The sequence below is a fragment of the Neobacillus sp. PS3-34 genome, assembly GCF_030915465.1.
Taxonomy (GTDB): Bacteria; Bacillota; Bacilli; order Bacillales; family Cytobacillaceae; genus Neobacillus_A.
Map to the genome: position 1 here is coordinate 924,394 of NZ_CP133267.1, position 25,651 is coordinate 950,044.

Genomic DNA, 25,651 nt, shown 5'->3' on the forward strand with positions numbered 1-25,651 from the left:
ACTTTTTCACCCTTATTAGCCTCTCTGGACTGATTTAAAAGGTTGAACTTTATGCTTCTATATTTTCCTCAAACATATCTTCTTTTGCCGTTTCCCTTCCAGGAAGCACAAGATTTAGTACGATACCGCATATAGCCGCTAGGGCCATGCCTTGAACTTGGAAGTCGTTTATTTTTATAAATGCTCCGCCAATTCCGATTACAAGGATGACAGATGAAATAACCAGATTTCGTTTGTCGCCGAAATCAATTTTGCTATCCACTAGCATGCGAAGCCCTGATGAAGCGATGATTCCGAACAGCAGAATTGATACACCGCCCATAACAGGAGTCGGTATGGAGCTGATTAAAGCAGTCACTTTACCAATAAATCCGAATATCGTTGCAAGAACAGCTGCTCCAGCCAAGACATAAACACTGTATACGCGAGTAATGGCGAGAACCCCTATATTTTCACCATAAGTTGTTTTTGGAGGTCCGCCGATCAAAGCTGATATCATTGTTGCTGTGCCGTCCCCGAGAATAGATCTGTGCAAACCTGGGTCTTTTATATAATCTTTTCCTACTACCTTACTGAGGACAAGCTGATGGCCAATATGCTCTGATAAGGTAACTACTGCTACCGGGACCATTAAACCAACTAATCTCCATGTGAATTTCACTTTATAATCAATGAATGGGAAGAGGAAATCAGGCATTTCTAGCACATGTGCGCTTTTCACATGTGAAAAGTCAACAACCCCAACAGCTACCGCGTACAAATAACCAACAATGATTCCTCCAAGAATCGGAACCATACTCAGCATACCACGAAGATAAATCGAGAAAATGATGGTCGCAGCAAGCGCTACAAGGGCTACTGAAAAATGGAGCATGCTGTACTTTCCAGCAGGGTTGTTCATTGCCATGTTTACTGCAGTGCCTGCGAGCGAAAGGCCAATGACAACTATTACCGGGCCTACCACAATCGGCGGAAGCAACTTCATAATCCAGCGATAACCGGCTTTTTTAATAATGAGTGCGACGATTCCATATACAAGACCCGCCATAAAAGTTCCCACCATGGCAGCTCCCGGGCCGCCTGCAGCTTTTGCGGCAATGACCGGAGCAATAAAGGCGAATGAGGAACCTAGATAGGCTGGCACCTTAAATTGAGTTATAAGCAGAAATGCCAGTGTGCCCAAACCGCTTGAAATCAGCGCGATGGCCGGGCTTAAGCCTACAAGATATGGCACCAGGATGGTGGCGCCAAACATCGCAAACAAATGCTGAAGGCTTAAGGTCAGCCATTGAAGCGGCTTCGGTCTGTCATGTACATCAAGAATTGGTTTATTCATTTTAAAAATCCCCCCAAATATAGCTTCTCTAGTTAGCAATAAAAATACCCTCTTCGCGAGTAGACAAAGAGGGTATAAAACAGGCATGGAAAGCCCGCTTATTCCCCTTTGTCAGCCTCACAGGACTGCATTTAAAAGGGTTATAACATTTATTTATCATAAATGCTGACCTGGTCAACCTTATCGACCTCAGCAAGTTCAACCACAATTTTTTCCACACTTGATGTAGGAATATTTTTTCCCACGTAATCAGCCCGGATCGGCAATTCGCGATGCCCACGATCCACCAGGACGGCTAGCTGGATGGAGGACGGACGGCCTAGATCCATTAATGCATCCATACCTGCCCTTACTGTTCTGCCAGTATACAGGACATCATCTACAAGTATGACCTTTTTATTCGTGATTTCAACCGGAATGTCAGAACCTTTAACAAGCGGTTCCTGGTCATCTGTCTTTTTCGTTAAGTCATCCCGATACAGTGTAATATCCAGCTCACCCACGGAAATCGGGCTGCCTTCTATTTCTTCGATTCTGTCTGCAAGTCGTTTTGCCAGGTAAATGCCGCGTGTGCGGATTCCAACAAGCACACTATCCTGGACACCTTTATTCTTTTCAATAATTTGATGAGCAATCCTTGTCAATGCCCTGCGAATCGCCTGTTCATCAAGGACAAGTGCCTTTTGTTCTGTCATATAAAAAACCTCCCACCGATCGGTGAGAGGCAACGAGTCTTTTGCGGTTACAGTCCTGGCATAGGCCTGTTTCCAATCCGTTTCCTTCTCAGCCTCACGGGACTGATTTAAAGGACTTATTCAACTAAAGCTATCTTACCTGACACACTTCGACATGTCAACGATTATTTCTCAAGTGTTCTAGCAGCCGTTCAAATTCTTCTGGAAGGGGTGCTTCAAATTCAAGGTATTCTTTTGTCCTTGGATGGATGAATCCTAAAACGCCTGCATGAAGAGCCTGTCCATCAATATCGAGCGTTTTTTTCGGTCCGTATTTAGGGTCTCCTGCAAGCGGAAAACCGATATACTTCATGTGAACACGGATTTGATGGGTCCTTCCCGTTTCAAGCTGACATTCAACGAATGTAAAATCCTTAAAGCGGTCAATGACATGAAAATGGGTGACTGCATGCTTCCCGTGGTCAACAACCGTCATGCTCTGCCGGTCTTTTGTATCTCGGCCGAGCGGAGCATCGATCGTTCCATAATCATGAGCAATAACTCCATGAACAATCGCTTTATACTTTCGGGTAACTGTTTTTTCAACAAGCTGATTTACGAGGCTTTCGTGTGCCATATCGTTTTTAGCGACCATTAAAAGTCCTGATGTATCCTTATCGATCCGATGGACAATACCAGGCCTCATTACGCCATTGATTCCGGATAAATCCGTGCAGTGCGCCATCAGGCCATTAACAAGCGTGCCAGATGGATGACCTGGAGCAGGATGGACTACCATTCCCCGTGGTTTATTAACAACAAGGACGTCACTGTCTTCGAAATAAATATCAAGGTCCATTTCTTCAGGAACAACATCTAGTTCTTCTGGTACCGGGATGTTAATTTCTATCGAATCATTAACACTGCATTTATAATTGGTCTTGACCTGCTGTCCATTGACCAGCACATGGCCTTCTTTAATCCATTGCTGGACCTGTGTTCTGGACCATTCCTCGTTTAAAGCAGAGATAGCTTTGTCAATGCGGTCTCCTTTTTCATTTTCAAGAATGGTGTGTTCCATTTTCTCCATAAGATTTCTCCTTCGTTTCTCTCTCTTCTCGCAGCATTTGGATCATCAATAATGCTACACCGATGACCAGGGACGAATCGGCGATATTGAATACCGGGAAATTATAGCCAAATATAAATGTATGAATGAAGTCGACTACTTCCTTGCGGATGACCCGATCGATAAAGTTGCCAATCGCTCCGCCCAGCATAAAAGCAAGTGCAACGCGCCAATAGTGGCTTGCCCTTTACTGCTTTCTGCATATAATAAATGATACCGACAATCACAATCAGTGTAATGGCATAAAAAAGCCACATTTGCCCTTGTAATATCCCCCATGCCGCTCCTCTGTTGCGGTGGGAAGTAATATAAAGTATATTTTCTATTACCGTAATACTTTCACCAAAATGCATTTTGCTAACAACCAGCCATTTTGTAATTTGGTCCAAGATAATAATAAAGGCAGCAATCAAATAATAAAACACAAGGAAAACCTCCACATCCTGCGATGACTTCCCTAGCATTTTAGCACAATCTATATCAAAACGACAATCTAACGATAGAAAAACATGCTCTCATACGGCTTTTTATAAAAAGAACCTATTTGATGAAAATCCTTTTCCGACTTCAGTGTAGGGAGTATTTTAAGCAGTTCTTCCGGGAGTAGCTCACCTGAAATTTCACACTCACCAAAATTCCCCTTCTGTATTTTTGCGATTGCAGCCCTGACATCGAATAGTTCTTCCTTCAAAAAAGACGTTAGCCAATCATTGCTTTCTCTTTTCATTAACCCATTTATCAATTCCTCTTCAGTTTCACGGAGTTCCAAATACAGCTTTTCTTGCATTGCTTTCATTGTCGTTACCTCCGTTAATTTATTTTTCTTATTATTTTCCGGCAATGGTAAAGCAACACGGTAAAACTTTTGTCATCACCTGAAACAATTAACGGAGGTGGGAAATTAAAACAAAAAACCCTGTGCGGATTCGCACAGGGGCATTTCTTAAGCCAATTCAGAATAATTTTCTTTTACTACTTCAGCACAGCGCTGGCAGAGGGTTGGATGCTCACTGTTCTGTCCAACCTCAGTTGTAACAGTCCAGCATCTTTCACATGTCTCACCTTCTGCTTTTGTAACTACAATAGCAGCAGTATCAAGCTTAATTGCGTTCTCTGGAGCATCTTCGTATGACCCAGCTACTTCAAAAGCAGATACAATAAACAATTGGCCCACGTTTTCTTTAATTGAATCAAGCAATGCTTTTGTTTTTTCATTTACATATAAAGTGACCTTAGCCGTCAATGACTTGCCAATTACTTTTTGATTTCGTGCTTCTTCAAGAGCCTTTAACACATCATCACGGAGTTCAAGGAAGGCTGACCATTTTTCTTCCAGAGAATCAGCATTTGCAAGTTCCTTGTACTCAGGAAGGTCCGTTAATTGGACACTTTCTTCCTTCGCATTTGGAATAAAGTTCCACACTTCATCCGCTGTGTGCGAAAGGATTGGCGCTGTCAATTTTGTCAAAGCAAGCAGCGATTCGAAAAGGACTGTCTGGATGGCACGACGATCGTGGTTGTCCTTTGCTTCGATATAAAGGACATCCTTTGCAAAATCTAAATAGAATGCACTTAAATCCAATGTACAGAAATTGTTAACAGCGTGGTAAATGCCAGCGAATTCATAATTTTCATATGCACCCTTGACGTATTTAATCAATTTATTCAATTTAACAAGCATAAATTGATCGACTTCACGCAGATTTTCGTATGAAACTGCATCAGTTTCAGGATTGAAATCAGCCAAATTTCCAAGCAGGAAGCGGAAGGTATTACGGATTTTCCTGTAAACCTCGGCAACCTGTTTTAAAATGGCATCAGAAACACGGACATCCGATTGATAATCAACAGAAGCAACCCAAAGTCGAAGAATATCAGCACCCAGCTGATTCATGACCTTGGCAGGAACAACCACATTTCCAATTGACTTACTCATTTTCCGGCCTTCGCCGTCCAATGCAAATCCGTGGCTCAATACACCTTTATAAGGTGCCTTTCCAGTTACAGCTACAGCGGTTGAAAGGGAAGAATTAAACCATCCGCGGTATTGGTCGGAGCCTTCAAGGTACAAGTCCGCCGGGCGCTGCAGGTCATCTCTTTCTTCTAATACTGCCTGATGGGAAGAGCCAGAATCAAACCAAACATCCATGATATCTGTTTCTTTCGTAAATTTACCATTAGGGCTGCCTTCATGTGCAAATCCTTCAGGAAGAAGTTCTTTCGCATCCCACTCGAACCAGATATTTGATCCATGTTCACGGAATAAAGCCGAAACCTGATGAATCGTCTCATCAGTAATTATGGCATCTCCATTTTCAGCGTAGAAAACCGGAATTGGTACGCCCCAGGCACGCTGGCGGGAAATACACCAGTCCCCACGGTCACGGACCATGTTGAATAATCTTGTTTCTCCCCACGCAGGAACCCACTTTGTTTCTTTAACAGCTTCCAGCAAATTCTCTCTAAAGTCCTTAATAGACGCAAACCACTGAGCAGTTGCACGGAAAATAACCGGCTTTTTCGTTCTCCAGTCATGAGGATAGGAGTGTGTGATAAATGAAAGCTTTAACAAGGCTCCCGCTTCTTCCAAAGCCTTTACAATCGGTTTATTGGCCTCATCATAAAATAATCCTTCAAAACCGGCCGCTTCCTTGGTCATTACGCCTTTATCATCAACCGGACAAAGAACTTCCAAGCCATATTTTTGGCCAACGTGGAAATCGTCTTCTCCGTGTCCAGGGGCTGTGTGTACGCAGCCTGTACCGGCATCGGTTGTCACGTGATCGCCAAGCATTACTAATGAATCACGGCCATACAGGGGGTGTACAGCAATAATATTTTCGAGGTCACTGCCTTTAACCTTTTGTACTGTTTCTGTTTCTTCCCAGCCAATTTCCTTTTGGACTGCTTCAAGCAGTGCTTCGGCAACCAGGAATTTTCCGCCGTTTGCAGAAACAACAACATAATCAAGATCAGGATGGACAGAAATCCCTAGATTGGCAGGAATTGTCCATGGAGTAGTTGTCCAGATAATGATGCTTGTATCAGTATCCAGAACACCTTTTCCGTCTTTCACTTTAAAACCTACGTAAATAGATGCAGAACGTTTGTCTTGGTATTCAATTTCAGCTTCCGCCAAGGCAGATTCACTTGAAGGTGACCAATAAACCGGCTTTAGCCCTTTATAGATATAGCCTTTTTTCGCCATTTCACCAAAAACCTTGATTTGCTGTGCTTCGTATTCAGGATTTAAAGTGATGTACGGATTTTCCCAGTCTCCACGCACACCAAGGCGTTTAAACTGCGTACGTTGATTATCAATTTGTTCCAATGCGTATTCAGCGCAAAGCTTACGGAATTCAGCAACCGTCATCTCTTTGCGTTTAACACCCTTATTAGTAAGTGCCTGCTCAATCGGAAGCCCATGGGTATCCCAGCCTGGAACATAAGGGGCGTTATATCCGCTCATTGATTTATAACGGACGATAAAATCCTTCAAAATTTTATTGAGCGCGTGGCCCATGTGAATATCACCGTTTGCGTATGGATGCCCATCATGCAAAATATACATTGGACGGTCTTTTGTACGCTCCTGAACTTTTTTGTAGATATTCATTTCTTCCCATTTTTCCTGAATTTCAGGTTCTCTTTTCGGCAGATTGCCGCGCATCGGAAATTCAGTTTGCGGCATTAACAGCGTATCTTTATATTCCATTTCTATTTCCTCCTGACAGTATCATCATTAACAAATGGCCAAATAAAAAAACCCCCTCATCCCAAATAGGGACGAGAAGGTTTGTTCCCGCGGTACCACCCTGATAGAAGGTGCATGAATCTGCACTTTCCTCTTTGCTCATTCGTAACGTGAACGAAACGCCGAAGCTTATTCACCTGCGCATAACAGGCTTTCAGCCAGGAACTCAAGGGTGATCTTCCAGTTTTTCCACTTTTGCCGGGCTTCCACCATTCCCGGTTCGCTGCTAAAAGCAATTGTTTAACTGTACTGTCCCTATCATTGTCATTGACCATTCTATTTACTTTATTAAGAAATTATATGCGAAATAATGCATTTTCGTCAAGCTAGCGAATCTTCTTCCTCAGTCGATTTTAATTCCGTTGCATCCAATTCGTATTCGAGCAAATGATCCCAGTCATCTGTGTTCAGCATATCAAGCTGTGCTTCGATTAGCATTTTAAAGCGTGTGCGGAATACTTTGGACTGTTTCTTTAGATCTTCAATCTCCAAAGCAATCTTTCTTGCTTTGGATAAAGACTCATTCACGATACGGTCAGCATTTTTTTCTGCTTCCTTGATAATGAGCTTTGCTTCCTTCTGGGCATTGCGTTTTAAATCCTCAGCAGCTTCCTGGGCAACAACGATTGATTTATGCAAAGTATCTTCAATTGTCGTAAAATGGCCCAAACGATCGTTTAAATCCTTCAACCGCTCTTCCATTTCTTTTTTCTCTCTGATGATTAACTCATAATCCTTGATAACCTGATCAAGAAACTCGTTTACTTCGTCCTCATCATAACCCCTGAAACCCTTGTTAAATTCTTTATTGTGTATATCTAACGGCGTTAAAGGCATTACGCCACCTCCAAATATGTTATATATCATATTCATTATGTAGTAGTGCTAATATTCGACACGGTTCCTTTTAAATCCTGCTATTGCGTGAAATTTATTTTTGCTTTCCGACAGTAATCCGCAATTTTTCTTTTTTTGTTCTGCCTTCAAGTGAGGTGATTTTTGCACGGCGATGCCCACGGACTGATATAAGGTCACCTTCATCACACTCGAATGATGGATTTTCGATGACTGTCCAATTCACTTTTACATGTCCCTGCTGGATTAATAACTGTGATTTTTGCCTGGATAAATTGTGAATACCCGATATGACTGTATCAAGCCTGAGCGAAGAGACTGTTATAGAGGCCTCAGACCATGATTGACTGATTGAAATAGCCTGTTGAAGGGGTAAGTCCAACAGCTTGACTGCAGCTTTTCCTATTGAAACAAGCTGAAGCATTAAATAATCCTTTACCTCATTGGCAGCAAAAAATTGAATCCTGTCACCTTCAAAAATGATGTCTCCAAATTTACCTCTTTTTAGCCCTAACGACATTAAGCTGCCCAAAACCTGAGGGTGCTCAATCGTCACAAATTTCGAAGGATAGTCGATTTCAAACAGGCTGATTTGGAAATCATCAAGGTCGGCACTGCTGTAGTCCGGGAAGAGTAAAGCCCTGTTTCTTTCTGTCCCATCACTGCCGCCAAATACCTCCCATTTCACACCTGCATTTTCTCCGATCAATGTCTTTAATATATGCTGCTCCCTTGGGTCAAGAAAGTCTGTTAATTTCGGAGCATAAGCATTTTCTACATAGTCCTGCCAATTCAGCACCTGATCGATAAAATCTCGCTCCTCGGCCTGAAATGCTGATAGATATTCATAAGCTCCCTCTTATCCTTTAAATCTTAACAAAAAAGGGACTGGTTCTGTCCCTGATGAGTCTTTTATACGAGCCATATAAATAATTTATGAAGGCCACGGGACGCCAGGTTCAAGACCATGAAGGCGACAATTGGCGAGATATCGATCATTCCTAGCGGAGGAATGATCTTGCGGAATGGTTCCAGATAGGGTTCACAAATCCGCTCCATAAATCTGCCGACTGCACTATTTTGAGCATTTGGAAACCAGGACATTAAAATATATATAATCAATATCCATGAGTAAAAATAAAGCGCTTTTTGCAAAAGATCGAACAAAATGACCATTAAATTCTACCACCTCGAATCGTTTAAATCATGTTCCTGCATGATTTCAGATATATTGCCTGATACTTCTACATTGTCAGGGGTACATAAAAAGATGCTGCTGCCGATTCTTTGGATATCCCCGCCAATTGCATAGACGGTCCCGCTTAAAAAATCAACAATCCGTTTTGCCTGGTCATGGTCAATGCGTTGGAGATTGACCACTACAGCCCTGCGGTTTTTTAAATGATCGGCAATATCCTGAGCCTCAGCATATACACGTGGCTCGACAAGTACAACCTTAGAGGATTTTTGAACGCTTTGCAGGCTGACAACATTTTGCGGTTTTGCGGCTGGCTGTCTTTGTGGTTTAACAGGTTCAGCTTCTTCAACGTATTCCTCTTCCGTATCATCATATTCATCATCTAAAAAGAAAAATGTTTTTATTTTTGTTTTAATGCTCATTACTGCACCTCCCAATCATTTTTTCCTACTAGAGCGGTTCCAATCCTTACCATAGTAGCGCCTTCTTCAACAGCAATTGAAAAGTCATTCGACATGCCCATTGATAGCTCCTTGCAGGGTGCGTGGCTGAAATAGCATTCCTGAACCTTTATCTGCAAATCCTTCAATGTTTTAAAGCATTGGCGGAGCATGCTTTCATCCTCCGTAAGCGGAGCCATGGTCATAAGGCCTCTACGCTAATGTTATGGTATGTGCCAAGCTGTTCAATAAAGGTTACAACTTCCCCAGGCTGCAAGCCGTGCTTTGAATCCTCCCCGGATACATTGACCTGGACAAGGCATTTTACCTTACCTTGTGAACGTTTATTGATTTCCTCCGCCAGCGAAATTCGGTCAAGCGAATGGATATACTCCACTTTATCAATGATGTTCTTTACTTTTCTCGTTTGAAGGCTGCCGATAAAATGGAAAAAAGGCTTGTCCCCCAAAGCTTCCCATTTTTCGAGAAGCCCTTCGTCCCTATTTTCACCAAGGTTGAGGATACCTGCTTCCACAGCCTCCCTTGCTCTTTCTGTACTCACATATTTAGTGACGGCAATAATTTTTACATCTTCTGCATTTCTGCCTGTTTTATGGCAGGCTTGTTCTATTTGAAGCTTTATACTTGCCAGATTTGCAGCAACATTCATTACAGCTCCTCCTTCCAGCCAACAAAGCTGGTCATTCTGCCGGTTTTCCCATGGTCACGCCTGTGAGAAAAAAACAAATCCTGATGGCAGCTCGAACAATATTTGGTTACGCTTATATTTGCTTCTGGAATGCCGGCTTTTATCATGAGCAGCTTGTTAAGTTCCTGCAAATCCAAGGCATACTGGCCTGCTTTGATTGTATTATAGGGCTTTTTTTCGACATCTTCTAGTGTATTTTGAACGAAAGTAATAACACGTTCATCTACAATATAACATTTTCCGCAAATGGATGGACCAATAACCGCGAAAATTTGCTCAGGCTGGATGCCTTCATTTTTCCAGGCTTCAATCATATGCCTGGATATTTCATTTACAGTCCCCTTCCAGCCAGCATGTGCAGTTCCAATCATATTTCTATGTGGAGCAATAAAAAATAGGGGCACACAATCTGCAAAACAGAGAGTAAGCAGAATACCCTTTTCATCAGTATAAAACGCATCCGTTGCTTTAAAGGATGTCCCATACGAAGAGGCCCCTTTTCCCCGGTCCCCTGAGGTTACTTTTTGGACGGTGACATCATGTGTTTGTTCTGCACCTGCCCATGACTCAAGCGGAAACGCCAGCAGCTCTGCTAAATGCTTTCTATTTGCGCAAACAGCTTCTGGGTTGTCATTTACATGGAATCCCATATTAAAGCTCTCGAATTCATTTTTGCTATATCCGCCGTTTTTTGTCGTCATCCCCGCTATTAGGCCAGGATATTTGTCCATCCAGCTATCAATTAATAAAAATGAATCATTTTTTAAAATAAATGGTTCCATTCCTTTACCTCTCGCTTTTTTTTATAGTGTAACATATACCGACAAAAAAAGTGACATGGAAAGACAATGGTTATTATTCAGCTGGTATTGAGGCCTTATATCTAACTAAAATAACGTCCTCACCAATTTTAATGATGTTTTTCCAAGGGATCACGATGTCTTCCTCCCTGCCAAAAAAACCAAGCACCTTCCCATTTCCGCTAATGACTACTGCCTCCACCGTGCCAGTATCCAGATTGATTTCAATATCCCCGATATTGCCAAGCTTTTTTCCATCAGCAACATTCACTACATCTTTTATTTGAAATTCCGATATTTTAATCATCCTCTTCACTCCCATTACTTTTCTATTTAAAAATATATGATTTAAAATCATGAAAGTTGTTGTTTTTTACAAAAACAAATAAAGCTGCCCAATGGCAGCTTTAGCTTTGGATATTTTTATTCATTTGTTTGATGGCTGCTTTCTCAAGCCTTGACACCTGGCGTGTGAAATGCCAATTTCATCTGCGACTTCCATTTGTGTTTTGCCCTGAAAAAATCTCTTGCGAAGAATCAATTTTTCCCGCTCATTTAGTCTTCTCATACCCTCTTTTAGAGCGATTTCCTCAATCCAATTTATATCCTTATTTCGTTCATCGCTCAATTGGTCCATAACATATATAGGATCCCCGCCATCATTATAGATGGGCTCAAATAAGGATACAGGATCTTGAATCGCATCAAGGGCAAAAACAATTTCCTCATGTGGCACTTCCAAAACCTTAGCAATTTCTTCAGCTGTCGGCTCACGTGAAGTTGCACTCATTAACCGTTCTCTAACCTGTAAGGCCTTGTAGGCTATATCCCTTAGTGACCTGGATACACGGATAGGATTATTATCACGCAAGTATCTGCGAATTTCACCTATGATCATGGGTACTGCATAAGTGGAAAACTTAACGTTTTGACTTAAATCAAAGTTATCTATGGATTTCATTAGGCCGATACAGCCAACCTGGAACAGGTCATCTACAAACTCACCACGATTATTGAACCTCTGAATGACACTTAACACAAGTCGTAAGTTTCCGTTAACGAGTTTTTCCCGCGCCGTAATATCACCATCTTGCATCTGCCTGAAAAGCAATCTCATTTCTTCGTTTTTTAATACAGGAAGTTTTGATGTATCTACACCGCATATTTCAACTTTATTTCGAGTCAATTCTTTTTCCCTCCTTACAGGAGCTGCTGTACAAAAAACAGTATCTCCTTGAGAAGGAAAAATATGCACTTTATGATTCAGTGGATTGGACGAGTTAATGCTGAAATTAGCGGCAATTCCTCTATTTTTCTGCAAAAAATTCGTTTAAAAAAATATTTTTGCAAAAGAATTTTATACCATTTTGTTAAACTCCTTGCGCAATCTTTTTATGATTCTTTTTTCCAGTCTTGAAATATAAGATTGTGAAATACCAAGCATATCGGCAACATCTTTCTGGGTTTTTTCCTCTCCGTTTGTAAGTCCGAAGCGAAGCTCCATAATTTGTTTTTCACGGTCTGATAATTGATGCAGAGCCTTTGTTAAAAGCTTTCTGTCAACGTTTGCTTCCAAATCCTTAGTAATGATATCGTCATCAGTTCCGAGGACATCCGATAATAATAATTCATTTCCATCCCAATCAATATTAAGCGGTTCATCGAATGAAACTTCTGATCTTATTTTATTATTCCTTCTTAAATACATAAGTATTTCATTCTCAATACACCTTGATGCGTATGTAGCAAGCTTGATCTTTTTTTCCGGGTTAAATGTATTAACCGCCTTTATAAGGCCGATGGTGCCAATACTGATGAGATCTTCAATGTTAATTCCGGTGTTTTCAAATTTTCGCGCAATATAAACGACAAGCCTCAGATTTCTTTCAATTAATATCGATCTTGCTGCTTTATCTCCATTAGGGAGCTTATTCAGCAGCAGTTCTTCTTCTTCCTTGTTCAAAGGAGGCGGCAGAGCCTCGCTTCCGCCAATATAATAAACTTCGTCCGTTTTTAATCCTAGTTTAATTAAAATTTTATACCAGTAGTAGGATAATCGAAGTCTCCATTTTTTCATGGAAGTTCCTCCTTCTAAATTGTGTATTTTTGAGTATAGTATTATTAACTTACCTTAACCGCCTCAATGGGCTTCCTAGGTCCCGTTAGCATCTTTGGATGAACGATACATTCAAATGCTTCTTCAGCGGAGAGCTGCTGCATTGTAAAGGAAATAAGGCCTTTCTCACAAATGAATTGTTCATCCCTTGTCCTAATGGTAATTGCATCTGGCTTAACAGCTACCACCAGCTGATGCTCTTTTCCAACCACTCTATAAGGGATTACTCTTAATCGATTCTGCCATTCAGCAGAAATTTCTCCTTCTCCCATAATGATCGACTCTGCCTCTTCGGCTAAACTCTTTATTACTTCCGGCATTTTCTCCAGCTGCTTTTTTACGGAAACGAACATAACTGGCATTTTTGATATAGGATCATATAGCTGGTTTCCGCTGTCTACCAATCCCTTAAATTCAAAATGGTGTCCTTCGATATCTACGTCAACACATACGAGCTGTTCAAACTGAATTTTCGTCATTTCCATATTTTCAAATCTCTTTTTTGAGAAGTGCCATGCAATAGGAAATCCGACGAGAATAAAAATCCAGCTGACAGGATCCCCGAAACCTTTGACACTTGAAAGGAGAATGTTTTCAGTCATCTTTCTGTCATATTGAATAAAATAATGAATACCAATCAATGCGCCGCCGATTAAAAACGTAGAGAAATATAGAGTCAAAAGCCCATTTGCAAAATAACGCCATCTTTTAAAACCAAACGAGGTCAATACCATTAATATGGAACACAGTAATTTTGAAACCGGGTGGCTGGAATAAACATTGAGAGGTGTAAAGGACAGTAATACGATGAATGAGCCGATTAGTCCTCCTGCAAAAATTCTCCATAATTTAATTTCTCTTTTCAGAAAAATAGCAGTTAAATAGAGGAGGAAACTATCAAATAATAAATTCAGCGTCCAGATTACGTCCAAATATACAGCCAAGCAACCACCTCCTACACCGCCGCCAGTTAAAGACTGATGCTCCAAAAAGTAAGCCGCTGCCTATCTTTAACAGAGTTATTTCTTGGTACGAATATTCTGTTTACGGAAAAGTATAACCTAGTTGTTCCGCTGAAGTGTGTCACTTTCTGTAAACAAATTTAAAGAAATTTTCTCTTTTTCATTCGGAATTTGTCACATTTTCAAAACCTTTTTAACAAAGATTCATAAAATGTATCCTCCATTGAAATTTTGCTATATAAGGAGTAGTTGATTTCCACTCCAGGATGCTCGCTTTCCGCGGGGCGGGCGGTGAGCCTCCTCGGCGCACAGCGCCTGTGGGGTCTCACCTGTCCCGCTGCTCCCGCTGGAGTCTCGCACCTTCCGCTCCAATCAACTTCTTTTTCAACGATTTCTTTTAAAAACCTATTTGCAAGACAACATTCTTTTAGAAAACAGCGTAAATAAAAAAAGACATGATCCAAAACGGATCATGCCTTTTTAATAACATTATTTTTTTAGCGTCTGCGGTTGCGATTGCGCAGGAATGTAGGAATATCTAGAGCATCTTCCTGGGAAACAGATGTATTTCTCACTGGTTCCTGCTGGACTTCTTCCCTTTTTGGCTGCTCTCTTTTGACTGTTCCAATATTAGGCTTAGCCTGTCCAAACGCTGGTCGCGTCATCTTAGGCTGAGAGGATTCTTCATTAAAGCCAGTCGCAATTACTGTAACAATGATCTCATCTTTAAGAGTTTCATTAATTACAGATCCAAATATCATGTTTACTTCTTGGTCAGATGCAGAAGCAACAATATCTGCAGCTTCCTGAACTTCATACAGGCTCAAATTTGCACCGCCTGTAATATTCATTAACACACCCTGAGCTCCGTCAATGGATGTTTCCAGTAATGGAGAGCTGATAGCTTTTTTAGCAGCTTCTGCCGCGCGATTTTCACCTGCCGCAACCCCGATTCCCATAAGAGCAGAACCTTTGTTGGACATGATTGTTTTTACATCGGCAAAATCAAGGTTAATCAAGCCTGGTACAGCGATTAAGTCTGAGATACCCTGGACACCCTGGCGAAGTACATTATCCGCTTCGCGGAATGCTTCAAGCATCGGAGTGCTTTTATCAACGATTTCAAGTAGTCGGTCATTCGGGATAACAATTAAAGTATCCACAGCTTCTTTCATGGAAGCGATACCTCCAGAAGCCTGGTTTGAACGTTTTTTCCCTTCGAAGGTAAACGGCCATTGTTACCACACCTACAGTTAATGCCCCAAGTTCTCTTGCAATTTGGGCAATAACAGGAGCTGCACCCGTTCCTGTACCACCGCCCATTCCGGCAGTTACGAACACCATATCCGCACCGCGAAGTGCCTCTTCAACCTGTTCACGGCTTTCTTCTGCAGCCTTTTTACCCACTTCCGGATTTGCACCGGCACCAAGACCGCGGGTAAGCTTTGCCCCAATTTGCATTTTAACCTCTGCTTTTGACAGGTTTAATGCTTGAGCGTCTGTATTTACGGCGATAAATTCCACACCCTGAACGCCATGCTCAATCATCCGGTTAACTGCATTGTTTCCTCCGCCGCCTACACCGATGACTTTTATCGTAGCTAGTTGGTCTAAATTAGTATCAAACTCTAACATGAAAAATCCTCCTAATTCGTCGAGATTCCTTTATCGCCCAGTCTACTCAAAAAAGTATCCAAGAAATTTTTTTACTCTTGATGAAACTTTTTCTTCCGGCTGCTTTTCTTGCTTTGGTTTAGGCTGCTGCTGTTTTGGAATTCGCTTTTCCTTCGGTTCGGAAACTGGAGATGGCACGCTTGCCAATCCGCCTCTTAACTTCGCGTTTTTATAAGCAAACTTTATTAATCCTACCGCTGTAGTATATTGGGGTTCTCTGACACCAATATAATCAGGGACAGCCATTCTTACCCGGTTCTGGAAAATAACCTGACCAAGCTCCAATATACCCTGTAAATTGGATACTCCGCCAGTTAATACATATCCCCCAGGCAAATCTCGGACGCCCATTCTTTTCATTTCATTTGAAACCAACTCGAAGATTTCTTCCATCCTTGCTTCTATAATATCAGAAATTTCAAGCTGGTTAAATTGTTGATGCTGATCGCTTCCAATGATCGGCACACTGAAAACTTCTTCTTCAGAGGCATCATCATAAAAAGCATGTCCATATTTGACCTTAATTTTTTCTGCATCTTCCGTGGAAGTCCGCAGGCCGATGGACAAGTCTTTAGTGATATGGTCTCCGCCAATCGGAATAACGCTGGTTGCCTTTAAATGCCCCTGGTCAAATACTGCGATGGTAGTAGAACCTCCACCGATGTCAACAAGAGCAACACCAAGATTTTTTTCATCTTTCGATAAGGCAAAGGAAGCTGCGGCCAGTGGCTGCAAAGTTATGTCTAATACATCTAGACCAGCACGCTCTACACAGCGCAGTGTATTATGTAAAATGGTTTTTGATCCAGTAATTATGGTACCTTCCATTTCAAGCCTAACACCTATCATGCCGCGCGGGTCATTGATTTCATCCAAACCGTCAACAATAAATTGCCTTGGAATGACGTCGATGATTTCTCTCTCTGGAGGAATCGATACAACCTGGGCTGCATCAATGACACGGGATACATCTTCGTTCGATATTTCGCGGTTATCACTCGAAACCGCCACAACGCCATGGCATTGCTGAAGCATGACATGATTGCCGGAAATTCCGACAATTACCTGTCTAATCTCCATACCTATCATTCTCTCAGCCTGCTCAATTGCCCTTTTAATAGAATGAACGGTTTCATCTATATCAACAATGGATCCCTTCCGCAAACCTTCGGAATGAACATTGCCAACACCAATAATATTTAATGAGTCGTTGACCATTTCACCAATGATTACTTTTACACTGGATGTACCGATGTCAAGACTTACATATATCTCATTGCTGTTCATTCACTGGCACCTCCTTTAACATCCTAAAAATTGAACAACAATACTTTTTGTCCATTTATTTGCTATTTCTTTATATCTTATAAATTATTCGTCACAACTACATGATTCCCTTTAAAAAAAATCAATTTTTTTCTATTTTTTGCTTGTTGGTTGACCATTTTGACAATATTATTCTGCGGATGACCGCGATATTCTGGAATAATCGCACTCCAAACGCAAATACTGCTGCTAAATACAAGTCTACACCAAGATGGACACCTAGAAAAGCCAAACTTGCAGCAAGGATAATATTAAAGAAAAATCCTGAAACAAAAACCTTTTCATCATAAATATTTTGCAAATGGGCCCTTATGCCTCCAAACAATGTATCGAAGGCTGCCAGGACGGCAATCGATAAATAGTTAGAGTACTCCTCAGGGATGCGGATATCTGTAAGCAAGCCCAGAAAAACGCCTACAATCAATCCCATTAATGGAAGCCACATTACGATTTGCCTCCTTTTTCAACAGGTTCCATATTTCGAATGCGAATAGGGTTTCCATAAGAAGGAACTGTTATGTCCGGCTTCGGTTCTGAAACCTTCAGCCTTAAATTATCTATAAAAAACTCTTCTGCAGACTTTGAAACCTGCATTCTATTGTATAGCTTTTCTGCGGTACTCATATTGTCAGTGACCACTTTTACTTCTATCGGGAGGTCCCTGATCGTATAGCCGTCAATTTTTGTTTCTTTGTTGATATCACGTATAACGGTAGTATTTATAACGCGCTGTCCATCAATCGAAATTTGTTTTGCTTCATACATATTCAATTCATTTAATAGCCTTTTAAGAAGATCAGGAGATACTGACGAAGTTACAGGTTCACCCAATTTTATCTCTTCATAAACAGGTTCAATTGTCAGGATAATGCCCGGACCCTTAATTTCGGTCAGGCCCGCTTCAGTTTTTAACTCATCAAGTGTTTCCCTTAGAACCTGTTCCTTGCTTTGTTTGCGTTTAGAGTCGTAAGCGGAAAGCTTGTCTTCATTGGAACGTATTTCCTTAAGGAGATTGGATTGAAGCTCTTTTTCCTTAAGAAGGTCTTCCCGAAGCTGCCAAATATCCCTCGTATCTCTTTCTACAGGCTTCTTTACTGTTTGAAACTGAATGGCAATCATAAAACCTACAATTGCGGCCACCAGCGTAAAGCTTCCTATTTTATTCTTGCCCACCTCTTTCACCTAACCTTCTAACCTTTTTCTTTGGTGGACAAAATGCACCATCAAAATTTCTAGCTTCCTAAAATAGGATCAAGCACGATATTATCCTCTTCTTCCAGTGAAAAAACAATATTGTCATTGACGAGCTGATCCTTTACGCCCCCGGTCAGGTTAAGTGCAGATGATAAAACATCCGGATCTCCTATAGCAGTGATGACGAAGGGGGCAGGATGCTCTACACCATCGACTGTAATGACTGGCCCATTGCAATTAATATAGGAATGGCTTGAGAGTCTCTGGCCATTAATTGCGACAGCTGATGCACCGGAAATATAAAGCTCATTAATCACCTTGAAAACATGAAATTCATGGACGAGGTAATTATTAATGTTTTTTTCATCCGGGTTGTAGTCACCATCGTCCAGGGTAACCTTCACGCCTTTTCCCTTTACCTTTACCTTACCAAGAAACATACGATATTTTTCAGCGTCCTCTGCAAGGTTAAAATAGATGTTCGCTTCTTTGGAGAGTTCCTTTTCATTTTTAAGAACCTTCCCCTGCTTATTCCTCAGCTCTTTTTGGAGGCTTCTGTTAGCTTCCTCCTGTGCAATTAACTGATTTCTTAAATCGATCGTTTTATCCCATTGTTTACTTGTAATTTTATTATGATGGCTTTCATTTTCTCTTTGGGTAAGATGATAGGAAAAGGCAATCATATATCCCAAGACAAGGCACACAAGAGATAGTACAACATGATTACCTTTTACCTTTAGTTTTTTCATCTTTTACCTCCCCTTCCGTTTCATAAGCTCTGAAAAATGACCCCACTTCTAAATCAATTACACCTTTTTTATTGGGATCCAGTTGGCTTATGATTGAAGGATAATGCGCCATCTTTTCTGAAAATGTCCTTAAAGTAGCACTAACTTCAAACCCATCATTCATAAATAACGAAATATGATACTTGTCCGTTTTTTGCGGAGTATAATGAATCTCTGAAATGGAATTAAGGACTTCATTAGGCAGCTCTTTAAGCGCTTTTACCATTTCCTTCATGGCGAAGCCCTCTTCAAAATCAACTAACACTGGTGCATTTACTGGAATTTCCGACGATTTTTCATCCAACAGGATTTTTCCGTTATCAAGCACAGGATAATAAGCGGATTCTTTAGCAAGGAATGCCATTCTCTGATGTTCCTTTACTTCAATTAAAATTGAATTTGGCCATTCTATCGATACCTTTGCATCTTTAATTTCAGGCTGGCTTTCCAGTTTAGAGGCAATTTCATTCTTTTTGATTTTCCAAATATTTGTTTTCTGTGTCAAGCCTGTCTGCATAATAAGGTCTTTTGAGGAATATAATTCATTACCTTTAACCGTTATATATTTCACATGGCTTAAAGGTGATTGCACATAGATTACACAGGCAATAAGCATGAAAAATAGAAGCAATAGCATGATAAGCCTTCTATTAGCTTTTCTGCGCCTTTGTTGTTTTAGTTTTGGTATCCTATCCTCAAGGGGAACAATTTTCCCTTTTTCCAATCCCTCTCACCTCACCAGAACAGCGGAAGCCGACTGAATTTTTAATCGGCAGCAGATAAAAGTGAAACAACGGCACGAAAAAATCATGCCGTCATCCAGTTCCACAGCTTTTTTCCCTATATCTAATGAATTATTATATCACAATCTGCGTATGCGAAAAGCACTATTTACTATTACTTTCGCCCGATTATTTCTACTTCCGTTTCCATTTTGATTTCGTATAAATCGTAAATAGTATCCTTTACATGCTGGATGAGCGCCAGCACATCTTCAGCGGTCGCGGCTCCCGCGTTTACAATAAAATTCCCATGCATTTCCGAAATTTTCGCTCCGCCTATACTATGGCCCTTCAAGCCTGCAGCTTCAATTAATTTCCCTGCATAGTTAGGAAGAGGGTTGCGGAAGATACTGCCTGCACATGGAAAATTCCATGGCTGCGTTTCTTTTCGATAGTCTTTATTTTTCTTTATTTCTGCCGTGATTGCTTCTTTGTCTCCTTTTCGGAGCTGAAAGACTGCTTCCACTACCACACCCGGCATTTTCTTTTGGAGAACAGACGATCTGTAGGAAAACTCCATTTCCGCATTTGAAAGCCATTCCATCGTCCCATCCTCAAATAGTATTAAGGCTTTCGTTAAAATTTTTGAAATGTCCGAGCCGTGAGCTCCGGCATTCATATAAACTGCTCCGCCGACAGAACCAGGGATTCCCCCTGCAAATTCAAGCGCCTGATAATCCCTGTTTACTAATCATTGTTGCAAAGCTTACGAGCGAATGCCCGCCTCCAACCTTCACTTCTGAATCATGTACTTCAAGCTGATCAATGCCTGAACCAAGCTTAATCACGGCTCCTTCGATCCCTTTATCGGATACAAGAAGATTTGACCCTCTTCCAATTGCACGCCATTTAAGGTTTTTCGTTTTGATAAAATCCATTGCCTTCCTTAAATTATCAGTTGATGAAGGCTCAATAAAAATATCTGCCGGCCGCCAATTTTTATGGTAGTGTGATTGGAAAGCGGTTCGTACTCTTTCACTTTTCCTATTTGCAAGCTTTTTAATTCGTTAACTAATCCGTCCATATTTACCTCCCTATCTTACTTAAAACGGGGTTAATGTAGTCTATGCTGATCTCTTTTTTAGGCTACTTCTGTTTTGTATTTGTAATTTGCTTCATTACCTTATAGAGCCTTCCCGCGGAATCCGGTACTCCCATTTTTGTCGCCTTTATCTTCATATCCTTTTGTTTCTCTTTATTAAGCATCACACTATCAATTTTTTGCAGGAGAGCCTTCGAGTTCAAATCTTTTTCAAGAAGAAGCTCAGCGGCCCCACCATCACTGAGTGACCTTGCGTTCTTCTCCTGATGATTATTTGTTACATATGGGCTCGGTATTAAGATACTCGGGATACCCAAAGAGGTTAACTCAGCAAGTGTGGTCGCACCTGCTCTCGATACAACAAGATCAACACCAGCGAGAACTTCAGGCATATTATGGATGAATGGCTTAATGACCACATTCTGAGGATTGCCGACAAGGTCGACTTCTTTTTTTACATCCTCGAAATGAGCATCACCCGTTACATACAATATTTGATACGGTTTATCAGCAAACTCTGCCAAAGACCTCACAACCGATTCATTAATCGGCCTCGCTCCCCTGCTCCCTCCAAATATAAGGACAGCAGGCAGATTTGTTTTTAATCCTGTAGAAAGCCTTCCACGTATCCCGTCCTGGCCGCGCACCTCTGATGCACGGGGATTCCCGGTAAAAACTACCTTTTCTTTTGGGAAATATTCTTCTGCTTCCTTAAAGCAAACAGCGATTTTGTTAACATACCTGCTTAAAAATTTATTGGTCAATCCCGGCACGCTGTTTTGTTCATGAATGATTGTTGGGACACGTAACTTAGCTGCCGCATAAACAACAGGCCGCAAACATACCCTCCTGTCCCAATTACTACATCTGGCTTAAATTCTTTAAGCATTTTCTTGCTGTCCCTGACGCCCTTAAGAAATCTCAGAACCGTTTTTATGTTATCAAATGAAAGCTTCCTTTTAAATCCTGTTATATGTATTGATTTGAATGGAATATTCTCTCTTGGGACAATTTTGCTTTCCAGCCCATTTTCTGTTCCGATATATAAAAATTCATCATCTTCACTTTCTTTTTGAATCTCCCTTATAAGGGCCAGCGCCGGATATATATGTCCGCCGGTTCCCCCTCCGCTAACAGCGATTTTCATAACTACACCTCATTTTAAAAATAATCCAAACCTCAAGCCAGCAAATACAGAGATGGAGTGAAAACCACCCAGTGAGTATACCCCATTTTACTATAAACAAAACTTTTCTGAAGGCCGTGAAAAAAGATTGTTAAAGAACTGTAATAAAATCAAACAAGGATTGGAAACAATTGTTTAATTTTGGATGTTTATAAACAAAAAGAGCCCTGTGTTTACAGGGCAAGCCTCAATATCTTGCATATCGGCTTATATTCAGCAGAACGCCAATTGCCATCAGCATAAGCGTTAAGGAAGAGCCTCCGTAACTTAGAAAAGGCAAGGTAATTCCTGTTACCGGCATTAATCCCGTGACAACTCCGATATTAATCATTACCTGAATGGCAACCATGGCAATGATTCCGACCGCCAGAAAGCTTCCATACAAATCCGGGGCTCCAAGTGCAATCCGAATCCCTCTCCATAGCAAAAGAGAAAACAGCAGTAAAATCAGGGATCCGCCTATAAATCCAAGTTCCTCTGCCAGTATCGCGAAAATAAAATCAGTCTGTGGTTCTGGCAGATAGAAAAACTTCTGGCGGCTTTCCCCCAATCCGAGCCCAAATAATCCACCTGGACCGATTGCGTAAAGTGACTGGATAATTTGGAATCCGCTTCCCAATGCATCGGACCATGGGTCCAAAAAAGAAGTTATCCTTTTAATTCGATAGGGAGCAGAAATAATTAATCCTATAAAACCAGCCACCCCTAGCAGCGCAAGCCTGCAAAATGGCTGATTCTTGCACCAGCTACGAATATCATAACTACACAGGTCCCCATCATTACTGTTCCAGTTCCGAGATCTGGCTGCAGCATTATCATCGCAAAGGCAATAAAAGCGAGTCCTAGTGAAGGGACCAGACCCTTCTTAAATGAGGTAATCAGCTTTTGACGTTCGGATAAATATTTTGCCAGAAACGCAATCATCGCCAGCTTCATAAACTCTGAAGGCTGTATTGAAAAGGCTCCTACACCAATCCAGCTTCTTGAACCGTTACGTACATTGCCGACACCTGGTATGAGTACAAGTACAAGTAAAACAAAGCAGACAATTAAGATAACCTTTGACCATGTCCGCCAGGTCCAATAATTAATATTCATAATAAAAAACATGGCGGCAATTCCTACTCCTGCAAAAAGCATCTGCCTTTTAGCAAAGAAGAAAGAATCATGAAATTTATAATCTGCCCAGACTGCACTCGCACTGTATACCATAATTAGTCCTATTGCCAGCAGTGTAAAAGTTACAATTAATAAAATGAAATCAGGAGTCGTTTTCTTTGTCGGCACCGCTACACACCTCAACCGATAGGATTGGAGCCTGAAAGTTATGCCTGGAACATTTCCCGCATAGACAAGCCCTTACTTAAGCTTATGCACCGCGTTGATAAAAATGTCTCCCCTGACCTCAAAAGTTTTGTATTGATCCCAGCTCGCACATGCAGGAGATAACAAAATCACGTCGCCTGGTTCAGATAAACTAAATGCTACAGGCACGGCTTTCTCAACATTATCGACATGCGAAATCGTTTTTATTCCAGCCTGTCGACCCACACGCTCGATTTTCGCTGCAGTCTGGCCGAAGGTAATCATTGCTTTTACATTTTTTAAAAATGGAATCAGCTCATCGAACTCATTTCCCCTGTCAAGGCCGCCAGCCAACAGGACTACAGGCTGCTGAAATGCTGCAAGAGCGTTTACGGTTGCAAGGATATTTGTTGCCTTTGAGTCATTATAAAATTTTCTGTTGTTTACTTCGCCAATGTACTGGAGGCGGTGTTTAACACCTGTAAATGTTGTTAATACCTCTTTGATCGCTTCATTGCTTACTTCAGAGAGTTTAGCCGCTGCCATAGAAGACAATATATTTTCAAGATTATGTGTTCCCGGCAGGACGACATCCTTTATTTCTATTACCTGCTCTCCATTGAAGCATAGCCATCCATTATCAACATAAGCACCATGCTCCAGCTTGTTTTTTGCAGAAAAAGGGATAATAGCCGCATTTGAGTGCTTGGCAATTTCCATTACTTCATCCTGTTCCGCATTTACAATCAGGTATTCAGAGCCGGTCTGATTTTTAGTGATATTCGCTTTTGCATTAAAATATTCGCTTCTCGTACCGTGATAGTCCAAATGAGCATCATATAAATTTGTGATAATGGCGATTTTCGGATTAAAAGTTTCAATCCCCATAAGCTGGAATGAGGAAAGTTCAATGACAATTGTATTATCCGGCTTCGCCTCTTCGGCAACCCCTGATGCCACTGTCCCTATGTTTCCAGCAATTAAAGGGTTTTTACGCCCTGCTTCCAGCATTTCATGGACGAGGGTAGTCGTCGTCGTTTTTCCGTTTGTACCTGTGATCGCAATAAATGGTGCTTCCGATATTTGATATGCAAGCTCTACCTCGGTGATGACTGGAATTCCTCTATTTAACGCCCCTTCTATCATCGGATTATTATAAGGAATTCCGGGATTTTTAACGATTAATTCAAAGCCTTCTTCAAGCAATTCAATCGGATGCTCCCCGCAAATCACTTTTATGCCTTGCTCCAGCAATCCCTGTGCTTCAGGATTTTCTGACAGTGGCTTCATATCATTAACGGTGACAAATGCACCCAGCTTATGTAGTAGAGAGGCCGCTGTAACGCCGCTCTTTGCCAGTCCAAGGACCAGAATTTTTTTATGACAGTAAGTATTGATCTTTTTCAATTACAACCACACCTCAATATAAATTCCTAGAATCGCAAACAATAAACCTACACTCCAAAAAGTGACAACCACTTTCCACTCAGACCAGCCGATTAATTCGTAATGATGATGAAGCGGGCTCATCCTGAAAATTCTTCTCCCTGTTGTTTTAAAAGAAATAACCTGAAGGATAACGGACAATGTTTCAATTACAAACACTCCGCCAATGATAATCAGCAGAAATTCAAGCTTTGTTAAAATGGCAACTGCGGCAATAGCCCCGCCGAGTGCCAGGGACCCTGTATCTCCCATAAAAACCTTGGCAGGATGTGCATTAAAAACGAGAAAGCCAAGAACAGCTCCAACTACTGCGACACAAAAAATGGCAATCTCAAACTGTGATTGATTCCATGCTAACACCGCAAACGCTCCAAACGCAATTGCAGCCGTGCCGGAAACTAAACCATCCAATCCATCAGTAAGATTCACCGCATTGGAGAATCCAACAAGCCAAAAAATAATTAAAATGACAAAAAACCAGCCTAAATCAAAAGAGTTATTACTAAAAGGAAGGGTAATTTCTGTTGGAAATTCATTTTGTTTATATATTAAATAAAACACGATTGAGATAATAATCTGTCCCAATAGCTTTTGCCTAGAGGTAAGACCTAAATTTCTCTTTAACACTACCTTAATAAAATCATCAAGAAAACCAAGCAGACCGAAACCAAAGGTAACCAGGATCAAGAGATACGTTTTTACCGTAGGTTCAGCAAACTTGCCTGTCATTACCAGAGCAGTAATGATGACAGAAAATAAGATCATCAGCCCCCCATTGTCGGTGTACCTGATTTTTTTTGATGCGATTTAGGTCCTTCTTCCCTTATGCTTTGTCCAAATTTCAACCTTCTTAAGAAGGGAATAAAAACTGGAGAAATCAAAACAGTAATTAAAAAGGCCAAAATGATTGTGAAGAATATAACTTGCTCCAGCAT

The 25,651-nt window shown here is 41.1% G+C and carries 18 protein-coding genes, 9 pseudogenes and 1 other annotated feature; all 27 genes and pseudogenes read right to left on the reverse strand.

The genetic code is table 11. The features are described from left to right. Positions 1-49: 49 nt before the first annotated feature. Entirely contained in the window at positions 50-1,336 is a 1,287-nt protein-coding gene (locus tag RCG23_RS04580; RefSeq protein WP_308178769.1) for a solute carrier family 23 protein, read from the reverse strand. 149 nt (positions 1,337-1,485) lie between these two features. After that, entirely contained in the window at positions 1,486-2,031 is a 546-nt protein-coding gene (gene pyrR / locus RCG23_RS04585; RefSeq protein ID WP_308178770.1) for a bifunctional pyr operon transcriptional regulator/uracil phosphoribosyltransferase PyrR, read from the reverse strand. Positions 2,032-2,188: 157 nt separating this feature from the next. Beyond that, the gene (locus tag RCG23_RS04590) at positions 2,189-3,100 is read right to left on the reverse strand and encodes an RluA family pseudouridine synthase (protein ID WP_308178771.1); all 912 of its coding nucleotides are present in this window, start codon (positions 3,098-3,100) and stop codon (positions 2,189-2,191) included. Then, a pseudogene (lspA, locus tag RCG23_RS04595) lies at positions 3,072-3,564 on the reverse strand (signal peptidase II). Before lspA ends, RCG23_RS04590 begins: the two are co-directional and overlap by 29 nt. A gap of 68 nt (positions 3,565-3,632) precedes the next feature. Beyond that, on the reverse strand, positions 3,633-3,935 hold the full coding sequence (locus tag RCG23_RS04600) for a hypothetical protein (RefSeq protein ID WP_308178772.1): 303 nt from the start codon (positions 3,933-3,935) through the stop codon (positions 3,633-3,635). Positions 3,936-4,082: 147 nt separating this feature from the next. Next, on the reverse strand, positions 4,083-6,854 hold the full coding sequence (gene ileS / locus RCG23_RS04605) for an isoleucine--tRNA ligase (RefSeq protein WP_308178773.1): 2,772 nt from the start codon (positions 6,852-6,854) through the stop codon (positions 4,083-4,085). A 64-nt stretch (positions 6,855-6,918) separates the two neighbouring features. Next, positions 6,919-7,164, reverse strand: a binding site (T-box leader). 50 nt (positions 7,165-7,214) lie between these two features. Then, positions 7,215-7,730, reverse strand: a complete 516-nt coding sequence (locus RCG23_RS04610; RefSeq protein ID WP_308178774.1) for a DivIVA domain-containing protein — start codon at positions 7,728-7,730, stop codon at positions 7,215-7,217. Between the two features lie 94 nt (positions 7,731-7,824). Then, positions 7,825-8,597: pseudogene (locus RCG23_RS04615) on the reverse strand (RNA-binding protein). A 63-nt stretch (positions 8,598-8,660) separates the two neighbouring features. Beyond that, positions 8,661-8,924, reverse strand: a complete 264-nt coding sequence (locus tag RCG23_RS04620) for a YggT family protein (RefSeq protein WP_308178775.1) — start codon at positions 8,922-8,924, stop codon at positions 8,661-8,663. 6 nt (positions 8,925-8,930) lie between these two features. Then, on the reverse strand, positions 8,931-9,368 hold the full coding sequence (locus tag RCG23_RS04625) for a cell division protein SepF (protein ID WP_308178776.1): 438 nt from the start codon (positions 9,366-9,368) through the stop codon (positions 8,931-8,933). Further along, positions 9,368-10,056 (reverse strand): annotated as a pseudogene (locus RCG23_RS04630) (YggS family pyridoxal phosphate-dependent enzyme). The gene RCG23_RS04625 and the pseudogene RCG23_RS04630 overlap by 1 nt, the downstream one beginning before the upstream one ends. Next, the gene (pgeF, locus tag RCG23_RS04635; RefSeq protein ID WP_308178777.1) at positions 10,056-10,877 is read right to left on the reverse strand and encodes a peptidoglycan editing factor PgeF; all 822 of its coding nucleotides are present in this window, start codon (positions 10,875-10,877) and stop codon (positions 10,056-10,058) included. Before pgeF ends, RCG23_RS04630 begins: the two are co-directional and overlap by 1 nt. Positions 10,878-10,950: 73 nt before the next feature. Further along, positions 10,951-11,202 (reverse strand): YlmC/YmxH family sporulation protein, encoded by a 252-nt coding sequence (locus RCG23_RS04640; RefSeq protein WP_308178778.1) that lies wholly within the window; start codon positions 11,200-11,202, stop codon positions 10,951-10,953. 100 nt (positions 11,203-11,302) lie between these two features. Then, a pseudogene (sigG, locus tag RCG23_RS04645) lies at positions 11,303-12,081 on the reverse strand (RNA polymerase sporulation sigma factor SigG). A 171-nt stretch (positions 12,082-12,252) separates the two neighbouring features. Then, positions 12,253-12,972, reverse strand: a complete 720-nt coding sequence (gene sigE, locus RCG23_RS04650; RefSeq protein ID WP_308178779.1) for an RNA polymerase sporulation sigma factor SigE — start codon at positions 12,970-12,972, stop codon at positions 12,253-12,255. Positions 12,973-13,016: 44 nt separating this feature from the next. After that, the gene (gene spoIIGA / locus RCG23_RS04655; protein WP_308178780.1) at positions 13,017-13,955 is read right to left on the reverse strand and encodes a sigma-E processing peptidase SpoIIGA; all 939 of its coding nucleotides are present in this window, start codon (positions 13,953-13,955) and stop codon (positions 13,017-13,019) included. 515 nt (positions 13,956-14,470) lie between these two features. After that, positions 14,471-15,608: pseudogene (ftsZ, locus tag RCG23_RS04660) on the reverse strand (cell division protein FtsZ). A gap of 42 nt (positions 15,609-15,650) precedes the next feature. Further along, a complete protein-coding gene (gene ftsA, locus RCG23_RS04665) occupies positions 15,651-16,934 on the reverse strand; it encodes a cell division protein FtsA (protein ID WP_308178781.1) in 1,284 nt (427 codons plus the stop codon). Positions 16,935-17,055: 121 nt separating this feature from the next. Further along, positions 17,056-17,418 carry a small basic family protein gene (locus RCG23_RS04670; RefSeq protein WP_308178782.1) on the reverse strand — a complete coding sequence of 121 codons (363 nt, stop codon included), beginning with the start codon at positions 17,416-17,418 and terminating at the stop codon, positions 17,056-17,058. Then, a complete protein-coding gene (locus RCG23_RS04675; protein ID WP_308178783.1) occupies positions 17,418-18,146 on the reverse strand; it encodes a DUF881 domain-containing protein in 729 nt (242 codons plus the stop codon). Before RCG23_RS04675 ends, RCG23_RS04670 begins: the two co-directional genes overlap by 1 nt. A gap of 59 nt (positions 18,147-18,205) precedes the next feature. After that, a complete protein-coding gene (locus tag RCG23_RS04680; RefSeq protein ID WP_308178784.1) occupies positions 18,206-18,916 on the reverse strand; it encodes a DUF881 domain-containing protein in 711 nt (236 codons plus the stop codon). Further along, positions 18,891-19,679 carry a cell division protein FtsQ/DivIB gene (locus RCG23_RS04685; RefSeq protein ID WP_308178785.1) on the reverse strand — a complete coding sequence of 263 codons (789 nt, stop codon included), beginning with the start codon at positions 19,677-19,679 and terminating at the stop codon, positions 18,891-18,893. Before RCG23_RS04685 ends, RCG23_RS04680 begins: the two co-directional genes overlap by 26 nt. A gap of 173 nt (positions 19,680-19,852) precedes the next feature. Further along, positions 19,853-20,761: pseudogene (murB, locus tag RCG23_RS04690) on the reverse strand (UDP-N-acetylmuramate dehydrogenase). Positions 20,762-20,823: 62 nt separating this feature from the next. Next, positions 20,824-21,926, reverse strand: a pseudogene (murG, locus tag RCG23_RS04695) (undecaprenyldiphospho-muramoylpentapeptide beta-N-acetylglucosaminyltransferase). A 226-nt stretch (positions 21,927-22,152) separates the two neighbouring features. Then, positions 22,153-23,252 (reverse strand): annotated as a pseudogene (gene spoVE / locus RCG23_RS04700) (stage V sporulation protein E). Between the two features lie 72 nt (positions 23,253-23,324). Beyond that, positions 23,325-24,677, reverse strand: coding sequence for a UDP-N-acetylmuramoyl-L-alanine--D-glutamate ligase (gene murD / locus RCG23_RS04705; protein WP_308178786.1), 1,353 nt, complete (start codon positions 24,675-24,677; stop codon positions 23,325-23,327). Beyond that, positions 24,678-25,651, reverse strand: a pseudogene (mraY, locus tag RCG23_RS04710) (phospho-N-acetylmuramoyl-pentapeptide-transferase).

Bases quoted from the DNA above. Each gene is read 5' to 3' on its own strand.
- RCG23_RS04580 (WP_308178769.1), bottom strand. From the start codon at position 1,336: ATGAATAAACCAATTCTTGATGTACATGACAGACCGAAGCCGCTTCAA.
- pyrR (WP_308178770.1), bottom strand. From the start codon at position 2,031: ATGACAGAACAAAAGGCACTTGTCCTTGATGAACAGGCGATTCGCAGG.
- RCG23_RS04590 (WP_308178771.1), bottom strand. From the start codon at position 3,100: ATGGAGAAAATGGAACACACCATTCTTGAAAATGAAAAAGGAGACCGC.
- RCG23_RS04600 (WP_308178772.1), bottom strand. From the start codon at position 3,935: ATGAAAGCAATGCAAGAAAAGCTGTATTTGGAACTCCGTGAAACTGAA.
- ileS (WP_308178773.1), bottom strand. From the start codon at position 6,854: ATGGAATATAAAGATACGCTGTTAATGCCGCAAACTGAATTTCCGATG.
- RCG23_RS04610 (WP_308178774.1), bottom strand. From the start codon at position 7,730: ATGCCTTTAACGCCGTTAGATATACACAATAAAGAATTTAACAAGGGT.
- RCG23_RS04620 (WP_308178775.1), bottom strand. From the start codon at position 8,924: ATGGTCATTTTGTTCGATCTTTTGCAAAAAGCGCTTTATTTTTACTCA.
- RCG23_RS04625 (WP_308178776.1), bottom strand. From the start codon at position 9,368: ATGAGCATTAAAACAAAAATAAAAACATTTTTCTTTTTAGATGATGAA.
- pgeF (WP_308178777.1), bottom strand. From the start codon at position 10,877: ATGGAACCATTTATTTTAAAAAATGATTCATTTTTATTAATTGATAGC.
- RCG23_RS04640 (WP_308178778.1), bottom strand. From the start codon at position 11,202: ATGATTAAAATATCGGAATTTCAAATAAAAGATGTAGTGAATGTTGCT.
- sigE (WP_308178779.1), bottom strand. From the start codon at position 12,972: ATGAAAAAATGGAGACTTCGATTATCCTACTACTGGTATAAAATTTTA.
- ftsA (WP_308178781.1), bottom strand. From the start codon at position 16,934: ATGAACAGCAATGAGATATATGTAAGTCTTGACATCGGTACATCCAGT.
- RCG23_RS04670 (WP_308178782.1), bottom strand. From the start codon at position 17,418: ATGTGGCTTCCATTAATGGGATTGATTGTAGGCGTTTTTCTGGGCTTG.
- RCG23_RS04680 (WP_308178784.1), bottom strand. From the start codon at position 18,916: ATGAAAAAACTAAAGGTAAAAGGTAATCATGTTGTACTATCTCTTGTG.